The sequence below is a fragment of the Lentzea sp. NPDC102401 genome (genome assembly GCF_044765805.1).
Classification (GTDB): domain Bacteria; phylum Actinomycetota; class Actinomycetes; order Mycobacteriales; family Pseudonocardiaceae; genus Lentzea; species Lentzea sokolovensis.
This window is the reverse complement of record NZ_JBIWKS010000003.1, coordinates 225,615-239,518: the sequence shown is the minus strand read 5'-3', so window position 1 is coordinate 239,518 and position 13,904 is coordinate 225,615. Positions and strand designations below refer to the sequence as shown.

The window sequence follows — 13,904 nt, the reverse complement described above, 5'->3', positions numbered from 1 at the left end:
GGACCATGGACCCCTCTCTGGCGCGGCGCGTGCTCGTCGCGTCCACCGAGATCACGTCGGCGGCGCTGGAAGACCCGGAGCACGTGCTGCGGCTCGTGGTGAAGGCGGCCGCGGAGATCGCGGACGCCGACCTGGGCCTGGCCATGCTCGCCACGGAGGACGACGACGGCACGCTGACCGTCGAGGCGTCCAGCGGCGAGCCGATCGTCGCGACCCTGAGCCCGCGCAGTGCCGCCGCCAAGGCCGCGCGCACGGGCGTTCCCGTCATGGCCGACGACGTCGCGAACGATCCGCGCACGGCTCCGTACGTGCCGCAGGCGTTGCGGAACTACGGGCCGTTCGCCGTGGCCCCGTTCGGCACCTCGGACCGCAAGATCGGCGCTCTGGCCGTGTACCGCCGCAGGGACAAGCCGCCGTTCACGCAGGAGACGGTGGACGTGCTGACGGCGTTCGCGGCCCAGGCAGGGCTCGCCGTCGTGCTGTCCGAGGGCTTCACCGCACGGCAGCGCGTCGCGGTCTACGAGGAACGCGAACGGATCGCCCGCGACCTGCACGACGTGATCATCCAGCGGCTCTACGGCGCCGGCGTGCAGATCAGCCTGCTGCAACGGCGCCTGGGCAAGCAGCTCGACGCGGGTCAGCGCGCCCGCATCGAGGAGGCCGTCGACCTGGTCGACGAGACGATCGCCGAGGTCCGCGCGACCGTCCGCAAGCTGCGCAACACCGACCCCGCCGACTCGGCCGACCTGCACGACTCGATCAAGGCCGAGGTCCGCACGGCCGGTGAGCTGCTCGGCTTCGCGCCGCGCCTGCATGTGGCCGGTGATCTGGCGAACGTGCCGCGCAAGCACGCCGACGACGCACGGGCGGCGTTGCGTGAGGCGTTGTCGAACGTCGTGCGGCACTCAGGCGCGACGCACGTCCAGATCGACGTACGGCGCGATGAGAAGCATCTGCTGCTGCGCGTCGCCGACAACGGGTGCGGCATCCCGTCCGGCGTGACTCAGCGCGGACTGCGGCACCTCGCCGAACGGGCGAAGGCCGCGAGCGGTGATTTCCGCGTGGTGAGTTCGCCGAACGGGACGACGCTCACCTGGTCCGTCCCCGTTTAGCCACCCAGGCGGCGGCCTGCGTACGGCGTTCCATGCCGAGTTTGGACAGAACGGACGTCACGTAGTTCTTGACGGTCTTCTCCGCGAGGAAGAGCCGTTCACCGATTTGGCGGTTCGTGAGGCCTTCACCGATGAGTTCGAGCACGCGCTGTTCCTGGTCCGTGAGGCCAACCGGGGCCGGATTGCGCATCCGTTCGAGTACCCGGCTTGTGGTCGCGGGGTCCAGAAGGGACCGTCCAGCCGCGACCTCGCGCACGGCCGTGACGACGTCCTGACCCCGAACCTGCTTGAGCAGATACCCCGACGCCCCGGCCATGATCGCGCCGACGAGCGCTTCTTCGTCGTCGAATGCGGTCAGCACGAGGCAACGAATGCCAAGGTCGCGCAAGGAACGGCACAGGTCGACGCCGCTGCCGTCGGGGAGCTGGACGTCGACGACGGCCACGTCCGGTGGCGTCGCCGCTGCTCTGGTCACCGCCTCGTCGACGGATCCGGCCTCGGCCATGACCGAGATGTCCGGCTCGTCGTCCAGCATCTCGCGCAGACCTCTGCGGACTACTTCGTGATCGTCAACCAACAAAACGCGCACTGGCACGAATCCACCGTACGTCGAATGGCTGTTCCTGAGTGTGACTCAAATTGGCACAGTTCTTGTCATGGCAGAAGGCTCGGTACGACCGGTCGAGGAAGCAGATCGCATAGTTGTCGCCCGATTGGTCCTCGAGCTATGGGGAGCGCACACCGCCGTCGCGCACGGCGAGGTGTTCTTCCCGGCGAGTCTGCCGGGCTTCCTCGTGGAGAAGCAGGGGCAGGTGCTGGGTCTGCTGACCTATGCGGTGGCGAACCACCAGCTGGAGATCGTCACGATCGACGCGCTTCGGCGAGGCCGCGGCGTCGGCACCGCGCTGGTCGACGCCGCGGTCCGCCAGGCACGCACGATCGGCTGCAACCGGGTGCGCCTGACGACCACCAACGACAACCTCGACGCGGTCCGGTTCTACCAGCGCCGCGGGTTCAAACTGGCGGCGTTGAGACCGGACGCGGTCCGTGAAGCGCGCAAACTCAAACCGGAGATCCCGGCTGTCGGAGAGTTCGGCATCCCCATCACAGACGAGATAGACCTCGAACGATGGGTCGCGCCACGGCAGTAGTCCACAAGCATCCACAGCTTTGTCCACAGGGTTGTGCACAGCCGGAACTCAGACGTGCAGAGGGTTGAACGCCTCGTCCCACGCGGCGGCGACCTGATGGGCGCAAGTGGACGGTGCGACGCCTCCCACCCCGGTGCCGAGTCCCGGCATCGCGATGGTGTGGACGGCGTCGCGCACCGGCGTACCGTCCTCCAGGCGACCGCCGAGCCAGAGCATCAGCACGGCGCGCGCGGCCAGGTACGGGTGGACGGTGTCGACCGGCAGCCGTTCGCCGGGCCGCCGCATCGTCGGAGCGCTGATGAGCCACGCCGGTTCGGTCTCGCCGGTCGCCACGATCTGCGCCTCGCCCACCGGGAGTTCACCGCCGTGCAGCGCGAGGACGGCGCTGCGGACGTTGTTCTCGACCTGGGGGAACGCCGTGGCGTAGACGGCGTCGATGCCACCGCGCATCCAGCCCTGCGAGTTCGCCGGGCTGACGATGGCCTGCGCGTGGATGTCCAGAACGGACCCGCGGTGCACCCTCACCCCGGCGCGGCCGTCCGCGACGGCGAGCCAGGCGTTCGCCATCGGTTCGTCGACCGCGCACAACACGAGTTCTGGCGCTAGAGCGGGCACGCCCCAAGCATTCCAGTTCGAACGGTCCCGGCGGAACCCAGGATTGGCCCCCGACACAGGCGTGATTCGCGCCTCTACTGTGTGCGGGTGCCTCGCATTGCGTACTTCGGACCACAGGGGACCTTCACCGAGCAGGCCGCCATGCGGTTCGAGGGTGAACTCGTCCCCGTCGAGACCATCCCGCTCGCCTTCGCCGCGCTGCGCGACGGGTCGACCGACTTCGCGTGCGTGCCGATCGAGAACTCCGTCGAGGGCGCGGTGCCCGCGACGCTGGACGCGCTCGTGCGCGACGAACCGGTCGTCGCGGTGGCCGAGACGGTGCTGGACGTCCGGTTCAGCGTCCTGGTGCGTCCCGGCACCCCCGAGATCCGCACCATCGCGTCGCACCCGCACGCGCTCGCCCAGGTCCGCGAGTGGATCGCCGCCTCGCTGCCCGGCGTCACCTCGATAGCCACCTCGTCGACCGCGGCCGCCGCTGCCGCCGTGGAACGCGGTGAGTTCGACGCGGCCGTGTCAGCTCCGGTCGCGGTGAACCACTACAAGCTGGACGAGTACGCGACGGACGTCCTGGACGTGCCGGACGCCCGCACGCGGTTCCTGCTGCTCCAGCGTCCGGGTCAGTTGCCTGAGCCGACCGGCGCAGACCGCACGAGCGTCGTCGTGACCACCCCGAACCGCGTGGGCGTGCTGTCCGAGCTGCTCACCGAGCTGGCGTTGCGTGGCATCAATCTCACCGGCCTCGAATCGCGCCCCCAAAAGGGCAAACTGGGGACGTACCGCTTCTACATCGACGTCGAGGGGCACATCGCGGAGCCGAGGATCGGTGACGCGCTGGCCGCGCTGCACCGACACTCGCGCGAGATCCGGTTCCTCGGGTCCTTCCCGAAGGCCGACCAGGGGCCCGTCGAGGCTCACAACGCCGAGTTCGCCGCAGCCGCCTCCTGGGTCGATGCTGTCAGAAAGGGCGAGCGCGGGTGAGGTTGCTGCTGGTCAGGCACGGTGAGACGGCGTCGAACATCGAACGCAGGCTGGACACGGCCATGCCAGGCCCCCCGCTCACCGAACTGGGCCGCAAGCAGGCCCGCGAACTGGCCGACGGCCTCGCCGCCGAGGAGATCGTCGCGGTCTACGCGAGCATCGGCCTGCGGGCCCAGCAGACCGCCGCGCCCACCGCCGAACGCTTCGGCCTGCCCGTCCAGATCCTGCAGGGCGTGGAGGAGATCCAGGTCGGCTCGCTGGAGGGCCGCAACGACACAGATGCCTACAAGGCGTACCTGGAAACCGTCATCAAGTGGGCCGAAGGTGCGCTTGACGTGGCGTTTCCCGATGGCGGCGAGACCGGGCAGCAGGTGCTGGACCGGTTCCTGGGCGCGGTCGAGTCGATCAGGCAGGATGGCACCGTCATGGTCGTGACGCACGGTGGCGCCGGGCGGATGGGCGCGCTGGCGCTGGCATCGAACGTGCCGGTGGAACTGGCCGAGAACCTGCTGCCGAACACCGGCGTCGTGGTGCTGGAGTCCGACGGCGACGGCTGGGTGTGCCGGTCGTGGGCGGGCGTCGAGGTTCAGTAGTCCAGGTCGAGCCACTCCCCGACGGCGAGCACGTGCGCGCGTTGCCCCGCGTGCTCGCGGAACTCACCCTCCGGGTCGGCGACCTCGACGTAGCCGGGCAGCTTCACCGGCTGTTCCTGCTCGTAGTGCATCGGCACGGCGTGCCGGGCTCCGAGGATCGTCGCCGCGGCGGCGGCCTGGAACGGGTCCATCGCGGCGAGCACCGGGCTCGGCGGCTGGAGGTGTGGCGCGTTCACCACCGCGCCGTTGGCCGGTAGAAACGCCGCGTCGAACGGGCTGAACCGGCGCGCGACCAGCCACCACCAGCCGTGGAACATCGTGTCGCCGCCGTGGAAGACGCGCTGCCCGTCCGCCTCCACCACCCAGTTGAGCTGCGGATCGCCCAGCCCGTCGACGGACGGGACGGCGGTGACGCGGAACGGTCCGATCTCGCGTTCGGACCAGATGTCCACCACCTCGGCGGCCAGCTGGTGCCCGGCCAGTTCGTGCTCGCTCAGCAACGTCGTCACGTTGTCCACGTCGTCGCCGAGGCCGGGCGCCGGGCGAAGAACCGGTGCTCCCGGCGTCAGCACCCCGGCGAGCGCCGTCGCATCGGTGTGGTCGCGGTGCAGGTGGGTGACCAGTGCGGCGGTGACCTTCCCGCCCGGCGGCATCAGCCCGATCCCCGGCCGCCAGCCGGTGAACAGCGGTGACAGGTCCTGGACGTAGTCGATCACCAGCCGCGCCCCGCCGGCCTCGGCCTCGATGCCGGCCCAGCCCAGTCGTCGTACTCGCATCTCACACTCCTCGCGTCGGTGAGCCGAACTTAGAGTACGAGCGTTCGCCAAATCAATAGCGAACGTACGTACGCTATTCTGGCCGCATGTCCCCGCGACGCTCCGCAGCCGACGCGCTCCTCACCCGAGGCCGGATCCTGAGCCGCGCCGCCGAGATCGCTTCGGAGGAAGGGCTCGACGGCATCACCATCGGCCGCCTCGCCGAAGAGCTGGAGATGAGCAAGTCCGGGGTGCACAAGCACTTCGGCACCAAGGAGACCCTGCAGATCTCCACGCTCGACAAGGCGTTCGTCGACTTCTGGCACCGCGTGGTCGAACCGGCCCTGACCGAACCGCCCGGCCTGCGGCGGCTGCGCGTGGTGTGCGCGAACTCCGTCGACTACCTGGCCGAACCGCTGCTGCCCGGCGGCTGCCTGATGACCGCGGCGCTGAGCGAGTACGACGGCAGGCCCGGCGCCGTGCGGGACGCGGTGGCCGAGGTGTGGTCGCGCTGGCAGGGACAGCTGAGGGCGGACCTGGTCGCGGCGGTGCGGGGCGGTGAGCTGGGCGGCGGGTTCGACGTCGACCAGGCGTTGTTCGAGATCCTGGCCGCGGGGCTCGCGTTGAACGCGGCCATGCAGCTCCAGCACGATCAGGCTGCGGCCGGCCGGGCGCGGCGGGCGATCGAGCGGGCACTCGACCAGTCCTGACTCGGACGGTGACGGTGAACGGATGGCCGTCGCCAGGGCTGCCGGTCATCGAGTCCGGGTGGTTGTCCACGCGGATGACGATCGGAGGAAGGTCGTCACCCGGCGGGAGCTGCGCCTCACTGCGGCACGTCGCGGAGTCATCGGAGGAACTGCAGGTCCAGCCGTCGCCGTCGGCGCCGAGGATCAAGGCGTCGGCTCGTCCTTCGACAGCAACTCCAGCTCGACGGTGGGTTCGTCCAGCATCTCCTCACCGGCGTTGAGGAAGTGCGCTTCCAGGTTCGACGCGCCCGCGTGTCTGACTCTGTCCGGTTGCGGGTTCAGGTGGCTCGGCTCCGTCGGCGCGACAGGTCCTCCACCGTCGCCGAACAGCCCGCGATCGGCGGTGAAGCGCAGGTCAGCCCCAGCCCAGCTCGTGCAGCTTGGCGTCGTCCACCCCGAAGTGGTGCGCGATCTCGTGCACGACGGTGATGATCACTTCTTCGATCACGTCGTCCTCGCTGTCGCAGATGTCGAGGATCGCCTCGCGGTAGATGAAGATGTGGTCGGGCAGCGCGCCGCCGTAGTCGGAGTTGCGCTCGGTCAGCGCGATGCCCTGGTAGAGCCCGAGCAGTGACGGCTCGGTGGGGTTGCGGTCCTCGACCAGCACCACGACGTTGTTCATCGCGTGCATGAAGTCGGGCGGGACCAGGTCCAGGGCTTCTTCGACCAGCTCGTCGAAGCGAGCTCGGGTCATCTCGACGGTCATCGGTTCTCAGTGCTCGAAGGGGGCGCGCTGGAGGACGGCTTGTCGGGCTTGCCCGAGTCGGAGGGCTTGCCGGACTCGCCGGAGGGCGGCTGGCCGGACTCGGAGTGCAGCGGGGCGCCGGTGGGTTCGGCCTGGGCCTTGACCGAGGTGGTCTGCGGCGGGTTCGCGGTGGTCAGCGGCGCGCCGTTGGGGTTGCGGACGGAGCCCTCCCACGCGACGAGCTTCTCGCCCTGGGGGACGGCGCCGATCTTGCAGTTGGCCTTGCGCGAGCCGACGGCCCAGCTCTCCTCGGCGCGCGTGTCCCAGGTGATCAGCAGGTTCTTGGCCTTCAGGTCGGCGCCGCCGGTGTACTCGGTGGCTATCGCGGCGCACTTCTCGGACATCACGGTGTCCTGCTGCTCGGGCGCCACGAACGCGCCCTCCGGGTGCTGCACGACGCCGATGATCTCGAACGCGTGCGGCTTGGCGCACTCGATCGGGTCACCGACCGTGTTGTTGTCGGCGAGCGCGACGCAGACGCCGGGGTCGTAGACGTTCGACTGGTCCTGGGTCTTCGCGCTGCCGAACGACGGCAGGGCGGCGCCGGAGGGGGCCGTGACCTGCAGACCGCACCTGAGCTGGCGGTAGCCGCTCGACCAGCGGCTCTCGTCCGGGTTCAAGGTGCTGACGCCGTACTTGCCCTTCGGGTCGAGCTTGCCGGCCATGTAGGTGGTCGACGCCTGCGCGCAGTTGTCCTGCGCGATCTTCTCCCAGGCCTCGCCGTTCGGGAACGGCGCTTCCTTCGGGTACGCGGCGGTGATGTCCGCCGTTCCGGTGACCTCGAACTTGTGCGCGGCGGCGCAGTCGACCTTCTGCGCGTCCGACAGGTCGGGTTTCTCCCAGTTGAGGCATTCTCCCGCGACGGCCTGGTACGCGGCGTTGACCAGCTCGCGTTTGGCGCCGAGCGGGCCTCCTGCCAGCACAGACGTGAACGCGGACAACATCAACAAGCCGAACGCGCCCACGAAAGCGCCGACCATCACAAGCCGCGTGTCGCGGATGTGACCAGATCGACTCAACCAACCGGCGCTCGGAGACATCTCAACCATGATGCCCGTGCCGTGTGAGACGGCTGTGCGCCGGGCTGGGTCGAGTGTTGCTATTAGGACACTCGTACCTGAATTGGCCGTGTTTCAGCTGTCTCGCTAGGTACCTTGCCCGCGGGAGTGGTGATGACTGACAACAACCTGCCAGGACCTGGCCAGCCGACGCCCCAGCCTGGGTCGCCGTCGGGACAGCCCGGCCAGCCGCAACAGCCAGGCCAGCCTCAGCAGGCAGGCCAGCAGCCGCCGCCGTACCAGCCGGCGGCACCTCAGCCTGGCCAGAACCAGCCGGGACAGCCGCCCGCCAAGGGCAAGGTGCGCCAGCAACAGGCCGGCATGACGAAGCCGCGCCAGGCGACGGTCGCCGAGCAACGCGCTCGTGCCGCCGCGCTGAAGGCGCAGCAGGAGCGGTTCGCCGCCGAGTCCGCCGCCTTCGAGAAGAAGCGGAAGACGCGCAAGCGCCTGCTCATCGGCGGTGGCGTGACCGTGGGCGTGATCGCGCTGGTCGCGATCTGGTACGCGGCCGCCAGCCCCAAGAACGTCACGGCGCAGTGCACCGACTCGAACAACGTGATCGTCGACGACGACTACTGCGACCAGTCGTACTACAGCAGCCACGGCGGCTACAGCAGCGGCGGTTTCATCTACATCGGTGGCAGCTCGTACCGCTACAACTACGGCGGCTCGGGCGCGGTCGGCCAGAAGGTGACCGGCGGCAGCTACACGATCCCGAAGGGTGCGAACGTCAGCACCAAGTCGGGCACGTCGGTCCAGCGCGGCGGCTTCGGCGTGAGCAGCGGCTCGAAGAGCAGCGGAGGCTGAGCACAGTTGCGTCGTGAAACCTCGCAGCCGCGGCCGAACTGGCAGCGGACGGTCTCTGACCAGGGGTTGGTGTTCGGCCTGCCCGCGAAGTACGCGAACGGCGCCGACCGTCCGTACTGGGACGAGTCGGTGCACTACGTGTTCGAGATGAGCGACATCCTCTCGCTCGAAGCCGACGTCGAACTGCTCCACTCCATGTGTCTCGACGCGGTGGACAACGTGGTGCTCACCGAGCGGTACCGCGACTTCGGCATCCCCGAGTGGGTGTGGCCGCACATCGCCGAGTCGTGGCGGCGGCGCGACCCGCACGTCTACGGCCGCTTCGACCTGCGCTACGACGGCTCGGGTCCGGCGAAGCTGCTCGAGTACAACGCGGACACCCCCACGTCGCTGCTGGAAGCCGGCTACATCCAGTGGCAGTGGAAGGAAGACGTCTTCCCGGACGACGACCAGTGGAACTCGCTGCACGAGCGCCTGGTCGAGCGGTGGACGGAGATCGGCGCCAAGCTGCCTTCCGGCGAGCTGCACTTCACCTGGTCGGGCGCCGACCCGTCCGGCGAGGACCATCTCACGATCGCCTGCCTGCAGGAGACGGCCGCAGAAGCCGGCCTGAACACCGTGGGCCTCGCGATCGAGGAGGTCGGCTGGGACACGCTGCTCAACCGGTTCGTCGACCTCGAAGAGGCCCCGATGGGCACGGTCTTCAAGCTCTACCCGTGGGAGTGGGTGGTCGAGGAGCAGTTCGGCCGCCACGCCGTCGAGTCGCTGCCCGGCACGCTGTGGATCGAGCCGCTGTGGAAGATGCTGCTCTCCAACAAGGCGCTGCTCGCGGTCCTGTGGGAGATGTACCCGGGCCACCCCAACCTGCTCCCCGCCTTCCTGAACGACCCCGGCATGCTCACCGAGTACGTGCGCAAGCCGCTGCTCGGCCGCGAGGGGTCGAACATCCAGATCGTCGCTCCCGGCTACGAAACGCAGACCGGCGGCGTGTACGGCAAGGAAGGCTTCGTCTACCAGCTGTTCGATCCGCTTCCGGAGTTCGACGGCTACCGCCCCGCGTTGGGTGCCTGGGTCGTCGGCGACACGTCGGCCGGCCTCGGCATCCGGGAAACGGTCGGTCTGGTGACCGACGATGGCGCGGCGTTCGTGCCGCATCGAATTGTTGAGTAAGACTCCGAAAGGGAACGGGAAATGGACTACACGCTCGCGTTGGACCCCGGCTTCGGCTCGGCAATCGGCCGGGGCATCGGCGCGATCGCGCTGTACGCCGTCGTCGGTCTGATCCTCATGGTGTTCGGCTTCTACGCGATCGACTGGACGACGCCGGGCAAGCTGTCCGCCCTCGTCCGCAACGGAGCCCCGAACGCCGTCATCGTGACCGCCTCCGGCCTCGTGTCGATGGCGTTGATCGTCGTCGTCGCCATCTACAGCTCGGCGGGCAAGCTCGACGAGGGTCTGCTCTCCTCCCTGATCTACGGCCTTCTCGGCATCATCGTGCAGGTGGCGGCCGTCCGGTTGCTGGAGTGGGTGACCCGCCTGGACATCGGCTCGCTGATCGAGACCGACCGCTTCGCCCCGGCCTCCGTCGTCGTGGCCGCCGCGCACGTGGCGCTCGGCCTCGTGGTGGCCGTCGCGATCATCTAGTACCGCTTCGCCGAGGGACCCGGTGCTCAGGCGCCGGGTCCCTTCGCGTTGGCGGGGGCGGTGACGGTCAGCTCGGCCGGTGGGTCGCGTCCGGCCGCGTTGTCCTCCGTTGAACAGCGCGAACCGGATATCCGGGTGAAGTGAGGATCAGGTGGGGTCTACCCTTTTCAGGGTGATTGACCTCAAGGTGTTGCGCGAGAACCCGGAGACCGTGCGCGCTTCGCAGCGTGCCCGTGGCGAGGACGAGGGCGTCGTCGACAGCCTGCTGTCCGCGGACGAGCGCCGGCGGTCCGCCATCTCCCGCGCGGACACCCTGCGCGCCGAGCAGAAGGTGCTCGGCAAGGAGGTCGGCAAGGCCAAGGGCGACGATCGCGCCGCCCTGCTGGTCAAGGCGAAGGACCTGGCCGCAGAGGTCAAGGCCGCCGAGGCCGAGCAGCACGCCACCAACGACGAGGTCCAGGAGCTCCTGGCCAGGATCCCGAACCTGGTGCACCCGGACGCGCCGGTCGGCGGCGAGGACGACTTCGTGGTCGTCAAGACCGTCGGTGAGCCGCGCGTGTTCGACTTCGAGCCGCAGGACCACCTCGACCTGGGCACCAAGCTCGGCGCGATCGACATGGAACGCGGCGCGAAGGTCGGCGGCTCGCGGTTCTACTTCCTCAAGGGCGTCGGCGCGCAGCTCGAGATCGCGCTGCTCAACATGGCGGCGGCGCAGGCCACGGCCAACGGGTTCGAGCTCATGATCACGCCCACGCTGGTGCGGCCGGAGATCATGGCGGGCACCGGGTTCCTCGGCGCGCACTCGAGCGAGATCTACCACCTGCCGAACGACGACCTGTACCTCGTCGGCACGTCGGAGGTGCCGCTCGCCGGGTACCACGCCGACGAGATCCTCGACGGGGAACGCCGGTACGCGGGCTGGTCGTCGTGCTACCGCCGCGAGGCAGGGTCGTACGGCAAGGACACCCGCGGCATCATCCGCGTGCACCAGTTCAACAAGGTCGAGATGTTCTCCTACGTCAAGCCCGAGGACGCCGAGGCGGAGCACGCCCGGCTGCTCGGGTGGGAAGAGGAGATGCTCGCCAAGATCGAGGTGCCCTACCGGGTCATCGACACGGCGACGGGTGACCTCGGCACGTCGGCGCACCGCAAGTTCGACTGCGAGGCCTGGGTGCCGACGCAGCAGAAGTACCGCGAGCTGACCTCGACGTCGAACTGCACCACGTTCCAGGCGCGCCGCCTGAACATCCGCTACCGCGACGAGAACGGCAAGTCGCAGATCGCGGCCACGCTCAACGGCACGCTGGCCACCACCCGGTGGATCGTGGCGATCCTGGAGAACCACCAGCAGGCCGACGGCTCCGTCGTCGTCCCCGAGGCGATGCGTCCGTTCATGGGCGGCCTGGAAGTTCTCAGGTAGAACTTTTCCAAAACCTGTATTTCTCCGGGCCTGACGGCGTCCTTCTTGCAGAACACCACATGGGGGTGTGGGGTCGGCAAGTAGGGGGTTAGTTGTCATGTCATTCCAAGCTGCGGTCGGCGAAGTCGACATCACTCCGGAGAACCCGCCCTATCCGAGCCTGTGGATGGGCGGGTACGGGTGGAGCCCGCGCGGCAACCACGGCGCGATCGCCCGCCGGTTACGTGCCCAGTGCCTCGTGCTCTGGGACGGCGGCGTGCCGAAAGTCCTGCTGCGCGCGGACCTCATCAGCATCCCGAGGGACGTCAACCAGGCGATCAGGGGGACCCTCGTAGGCGAGGGACTGGTCGCCGCGAGCGACCTGATGCTGCTGGCGAGCCACACGCACTCGGGCCCGTTGTACGGCGACACCAAGCCGAGCCCGCGGGTGATGATGGGCCTGACCCAGGCCGACATCGACGCGGTCAACGGCACGACGTCTCTGATCACCGACGCGCTGGTGCAGCTGGTCCGCGACACGCTGGACCTGGAGCGGACCGACGTCACGCTGTCGTACGCCGAGGGCGAGGCCAAGATCGGCCACAACCGGGTGGCGGACGACTTCGCCGTGCTCGACACCGTCCCGGTGCTGCGCCTCGACAACACCGACGGCGACCTGTTCGCCGTCGTGTTCGGAGCGGCGTGCCACCCGGTCTCGCGTGGCAACGACGAGGTGTTCGACGGTGAGTTCCCGGCCGTCGCGTCCGAGCTGATCGAGAACGAGCTGGGCGTGCCCGCGCTGTTCGTCCAGGGCGCGTGCGGCGACCAGGAGGCGAACGACCCGCACGTCCCGGCAACCACCGAGCAGCTGGGCACCGTCCTCGGCCAGGCGGTCGTCGACCTCCTCGGTGACGACGGCTTCGACGCCGTCACCGGACCCGTCAGTACGGCGATGACCGAGGTCGACCTGCCCTTCCACACCAACACCGCAGACCCGGCCGTGCGGGCCGCGGTCCGCGCGAAGTACAAGCTCCGGCTCATAGTGCTGCCGCAGGCGGACCCGAACCGCCGGCACGCCGCGCTGATGGTGAAGCTGATCGACGCGGGCGAACTGCCCACGTCGATGCCGATGCCGATCCAGCGCTGGCGGTTCGGCGGCCTGAGCATCCTCGCTCTCGCGCACGAGCCGGTGTCCGCCTACGACGTGAACCTCCACGCGGCGTTCCCCGGAAACCTCTGGGTCATGGGATACGCCAACGAGTGCGAGGGCTACATCGCGGACAACGACACGCTGCGTTCCGGCGGCAACCTGCACGCCGGCTACGAGGCCGGGTGGAACCAGGACGACGACGCCATCGCGGGACTCGGCAGCTACTGCGTCTCCTACGCGTGGCCTGGTCCGCTGAAGTTCTCGGACACCGTCACGCCCGCCGCCGGCACCACTGAACGGATCGTCATGGACGCGAGCTTGAGCCTGCTCAACTCGTAGCCGGTCAGGCCCTGTTCTGCCCGTGAAGTAGAGTGGCCCACCGGCCCCGTCGGGTGGAAGTGCCCTGGTGACGTGGGTTACACATCAACTCACGGGCAGGACGGGGATCAGTGGCGAACCGCATTCACGAGACCGCGATCATCGGCAAGGACGTCGAGATCGGCGACGACAACGTGATCGGGCCGTACACGGTCATCGCCGGGCCCGCCCGGATCGGTGACGGCAACTTCATCGGCCCGCACGTCAGCATCGGCGGTCCCGCCGAGTACCTGAGCGCGCCGCACCTCGCCGGCTGGGACGGCGAGAACGACGGCCCCGGCGTGGTGATCGGCGACCGCAACCGCATCCGCGAGTTCGTCACGATCAACCAGGGTGTCAGCCACGCGACGACGCTGGGCAGCGACAACTACGTGATGGGCCGCGCGCACGTCGCGCACGACTGCACGATCGACAACAGCGTCGTGATCACGAGCGCCGTGCAGATCGCCGGCCACTGCCACGTGTGGAGCGGCTCCAACATCGGCCTCGGCACCGTCGTGCACCAGGGTGTGCAGATCGGCCCCGGCGCGATGATCGGGCTCGGCTCGGCCATCCGCAAGGAGGTCGGTGCGTTCACCATCACCCTGGGCAACCCGGCCCGCACGACCGGCGTCAACGTCATCGGCCTGTCGCGGCGCGGCTGCGACGAGGCCGCGATCGCCGCTCTCACCGGTTTCCTGACCGGCAAGGAGGCGGAGGTTCCCGCCGGCCTGCCGGAGGAGCTCGCCGCGCTGCTCAAGGCGTGGACCGAGCGTTCGAACGAGCACTGA

16 protein-coding genes are annotated in these 13,904 nt (G+C 69.0%); 11 read left to right on the top strand and 5 right to left on the bottom strand.

All coding sequences use genetic code 11. The features are described from left to right. The first annotated feature begins 5 nt into the window (after positions 1 to 5). Positions 6 to 1,112 carry a GAF domain-containing sensor histidine kinase gene (locus ACIRG5_RS11740; RefSeq protein WP_402903713.1) on the top strand — a complete coding sequence of 369 codons (1,107 nt, stop codon included), beginning with the start codon at positions 6 to 8 and terminating at the stop codon, positions 1,110 to 1,112. Here ACIRG5_RS11740 and ACIRG5_RS11735 read toward each other — a convergent pair. Beyond that, positions 1,090 to 1,707 (bottom strand): response regulator, encoded by a 618-nt coding sequence (locus ACIRG5_RS11735; RefSeq protein ID WP_402903710.1) that lies wholly within the window; start codon positions 1,705 to 1,707, stop codon positions 1,090 to 1,092. The two genes, ACIRG5_RS11740 and ACIRG5_RS11735, sit on opposite strands and share 23 nt — an antisense overlap. A 118-nt stretch (positions 1,708 to 1,825) precedes the next feature. Between ACIRG5_RS11735 and ACIRG5_RS11730 the strand changes: the two genes are divergently transcribed. Continuing rightward, positions 1,826 to 2,263 (top strand): GNAT family N-acetyltransferase, encoded by a 438-nt coding sequence (locus ACIRG5_RS11730; protein WP_402903707.1) that lies wholly within the window; start codon positions 1,826 to 1,828, stop codon positions 2,261 to 2,263. 48 nt (positions 2,264 to 2,311) lie between these two features. Here ACIRG5_RS11730 and ACIRG5_RS11725 read toward each other — a convergent pair whose 3' ends face one another. Beyond that, positions 2,312 to 2,830 (bottom strand): macro domain-containing protein, encoded by a 519-nt coding sequence (locus tag ACIRG5_RS11725; protein WP_402904894.1) that lies wholly within the window; start codon positions 2,828 to 2,830, stop codon positions 2,312 to 2,314. 135 nt (positions 2,831 to 2,965) lie between these two features. On the opposite strand from ACIRG5_RS11725, the gene pheA reads away from it, so the two are divergent. Continuing rightward, positions 2,966 to 3,856, top strand: coding sequence for a prephenate dehydratase (gene pheA / locus ACIRG5_RS11720; RefSeq protein ID WP_402903704.1), 891 nt, complete (start codon positions 2,966 to 2,968; stop codon positions 3,854 to 3,856). Continuing rightward, positions 3,853 to 4,449, top strand: a complete 597-nt coding sequence (locus tag ACIRG5_RS11715; RefSeq protein WP_319976241.1) for a histidine phosphatase family protein — start codon at positions 3,853 to 3,855, stop codon at positions 4,447 to 4,449. Before pheA ends, ACIRG5_RS11715 begins: the two co-directional genes overlap by 4 nt. On the opposite strand, the gene ACIRG5_RS11710 is transcribed toward ACIRG5_RS11715, so the two are convergent. Next, entirely contained in the window at positions 4,443 to 5,225 is a 783-nt protein-coding gene (locus ACIRG5_RS11710) for an MBL fold metallo-hydrolase (RefSeq protein WP_402903700.1), read from the bottom strand. The genes ACIRG5_RS11715 and ACIRG5_RS11710 overlap by 7 nt on opposite strands. 86 nt (positions 5,226 to 5,311) lie before the next feature. On the opposite strand from ACIRG5_RS11710, the gene ACIRG5_RS11705 reads away from it, so the two are divergent. Beyond that, the gene (locus tag ACIRG5_RS11705) at positions 5,312 to 5,914 is read left to right on the top strand and encodes a TetR/AcrR family transcriptional regulator (RefSeq protein WP_402903697.1); all 603 of its coding nucleotides are present in this window, start codon (positions 5,312 to 5,314) and stop codon (positions 5,912 to 5,914) included. Positions 5,915 to 6,308: 394 nt separating this feature from the next. On the opposite strand, the gene ACIRG5_RS11700 is transcribed toward ACIRG5_RS11705, so the two are convergent. Together ACIRG5_RS11700 and ACIRG5_RS11695 are read right to left on the bottom strand one after the other, a co-directional pair. Then, positions 6,309 to 6,659, bottom strand: coding sequence for a metallopeptidase family protein (locus ACIRG5_RS11700; protein ID WP_402903694.1), 351 nt, complete (start codon positions 6,657 to 6,659; stop codon positions 6,309 to 6,311). Further along, positions 6,656 to 7,678, bottom strand: coding sequence for a septum formation family protein (locus tag ACIRG5_RS11695; RefSeq protein WP_402903691.1), 1,023 nt, complete (start codon positions 7,676 to 7,678; stop codon positions 6,656 to 6,658). Before ACIRG5_RS11695 ends, ACIRG5_RS11700 begins: the two co-directional genes overlap by 4 nt. Positions 7,679 to 7,870: 192 nt before the next feature. On the opposite strand from ACIRG5_RS11695, the gene ACIRG5_RS11690 reads away from it, so the two are divergent. The 6 genes from ACIRG5_RS11690 (at position 7,871) to ACIRG5_RS11665 (ending at position 13,904) form a co-directional block, all read left to right on the top strand. Next, positions 7,871 to 8,563: a hypothetical protein gene (locus ACIRG5_RS11690; protein ID WP_402903689.1), complete on the top strand. Its 693-nt coding sequence runs from the start codon at positions 7,871 to 7,873 to the stop codon at positions 8,561 to 8,563. Positions 8,564 to 8,569: 6 nt separating this feature from the next. After that, the gene (locus ACIRG5_RS11685; protein WP_402903686.1) at positions 8,570 to 9,733 is read left to right on the top strand and encodes a glutathionylspermidine synthase family protein; all 1,164 of its coding nucleotides are present in this window, start codon (positions 8,570 to 8,572) and stop codon (positions 9,731 to 9,733) included. 21 nt (positions 9,734 to 9,754) lie between these two features. After that, the gene (locus ACIRG5_RS11680) at positions 9,755 to 10,207 is read left to right on the top strand and encodes a DUF350 domain-containing protein (protein WP_402903684.1); all 453 of its coding nucleotides are present in this window, start codon (positions 9,755 to 9,757) and stop codon (positions 10,205 to 10,207) included. 172 nt (positions 10,208 to 10,379) lie between these two features. Continuing rightward, positions 10,380 to 11,627, top strand: coding sequence for a serine--tRNA ligase (serS, locus tag ACIRG5_RS11675; RefSeq protein WP_402903681.1), 1,248 nt, complete (start codon positions 10,380 to 10,382; stop codon positions 11,625 to 11,627). 97 nt (positions 11,628 to 11,724) lie between these two features. Beyond that, positions 11,725 to 13,095 carry a hypothetical protein gene (locus ACIRG5_RS11670; protein WP_402903679.1) on the top strand — a complete coding sequence of 457 codons (1,371 nt, stop codon included), beginning with the start codon at positions 11,725 to 11,727 and terminating at the stop codon, positions 13,093 to 13,095. A gap of 110 nt (positions 13,096 to 13,205) precedes the next feature. Next, complete coding sequence (locus ACIRG5_RS11665) at positions 13,206 to 13,904, top strand: UDP-N-acetylglucosamine acyltransferase (protein WP_319976229.1); 699 nt, start codon at positions 13,206 to 13,208, stop codon at positions 13,902 to 13,904.

Bases quoted from the DNA above. Each gene is read 5' to 3' on its own strand.
- ACIRG5_RS11670 (WP_402903679.1), top strand. From the start codon at position 11,725: ATGTCATTCCAAGCTGCGGTCGGCGAAGTCGACATCACTCCGGAGAAC.
- ACIRG5_RS11705 (WP_402903697.1), top strand. From the start codon at position 5,312: ATGTCCCCGCGACGCTCCGCAGCCGACGCGCTCCTCACCCGAGGCCGG.
- ACIRG5_RS11700 (WP_402903694.1), bottom strand. From the start codon at position 6,659: ATGACCGTCGAGATGACCCGAGCTCGCTTCGACGAGCTGGTCGAAGAA.
- ACIRG5_RS11725 (WP_402904894.1), bottom strand. From the start codon at position 2,830: ATGGCGAACGCCTGGCTCGCCGTCGCGGACGGCCGCGCCGGGGTGAGG.
- ACIRG5_RS11740 (WP_402903713.1), top strand. From the start codon at position 6: ATGGACCCCTCTCTGGCGCGGCGCGTGCTCGTCGCGTCCACCGAGATC.
- ACIRG5_RS11690 (WP_402903689.1), top strand. From the start codon at position 7,871: ATGACTGACAACAACCTGCCAGGACCTGGCCAGCCGACGCCCCAGCCT.
- ACIRG5_RS11695 (WP_402903691.1), bottom strand. From the start codon at position 7,678: ATGGTCGGCGCTTTCGTGGGCGCGTTCGGCTTGTTGATGTTGTCCGCG.
- ACIRG5_RS11710 (WP_402903700.1), bottom strand. From the start codon at position 5,225: ATGCGAGTACGACGACTGGGCTGGGCCGGCATCGAGGCCGAGGCCGGC.
- ACIRG5_RS11680 (WP_402903684.1), top strand. From the start codon at position 9,755: ATGGACTACACGCTCGCGTTGGACCCCGGCTTCGGCTCGGCAATCGGC.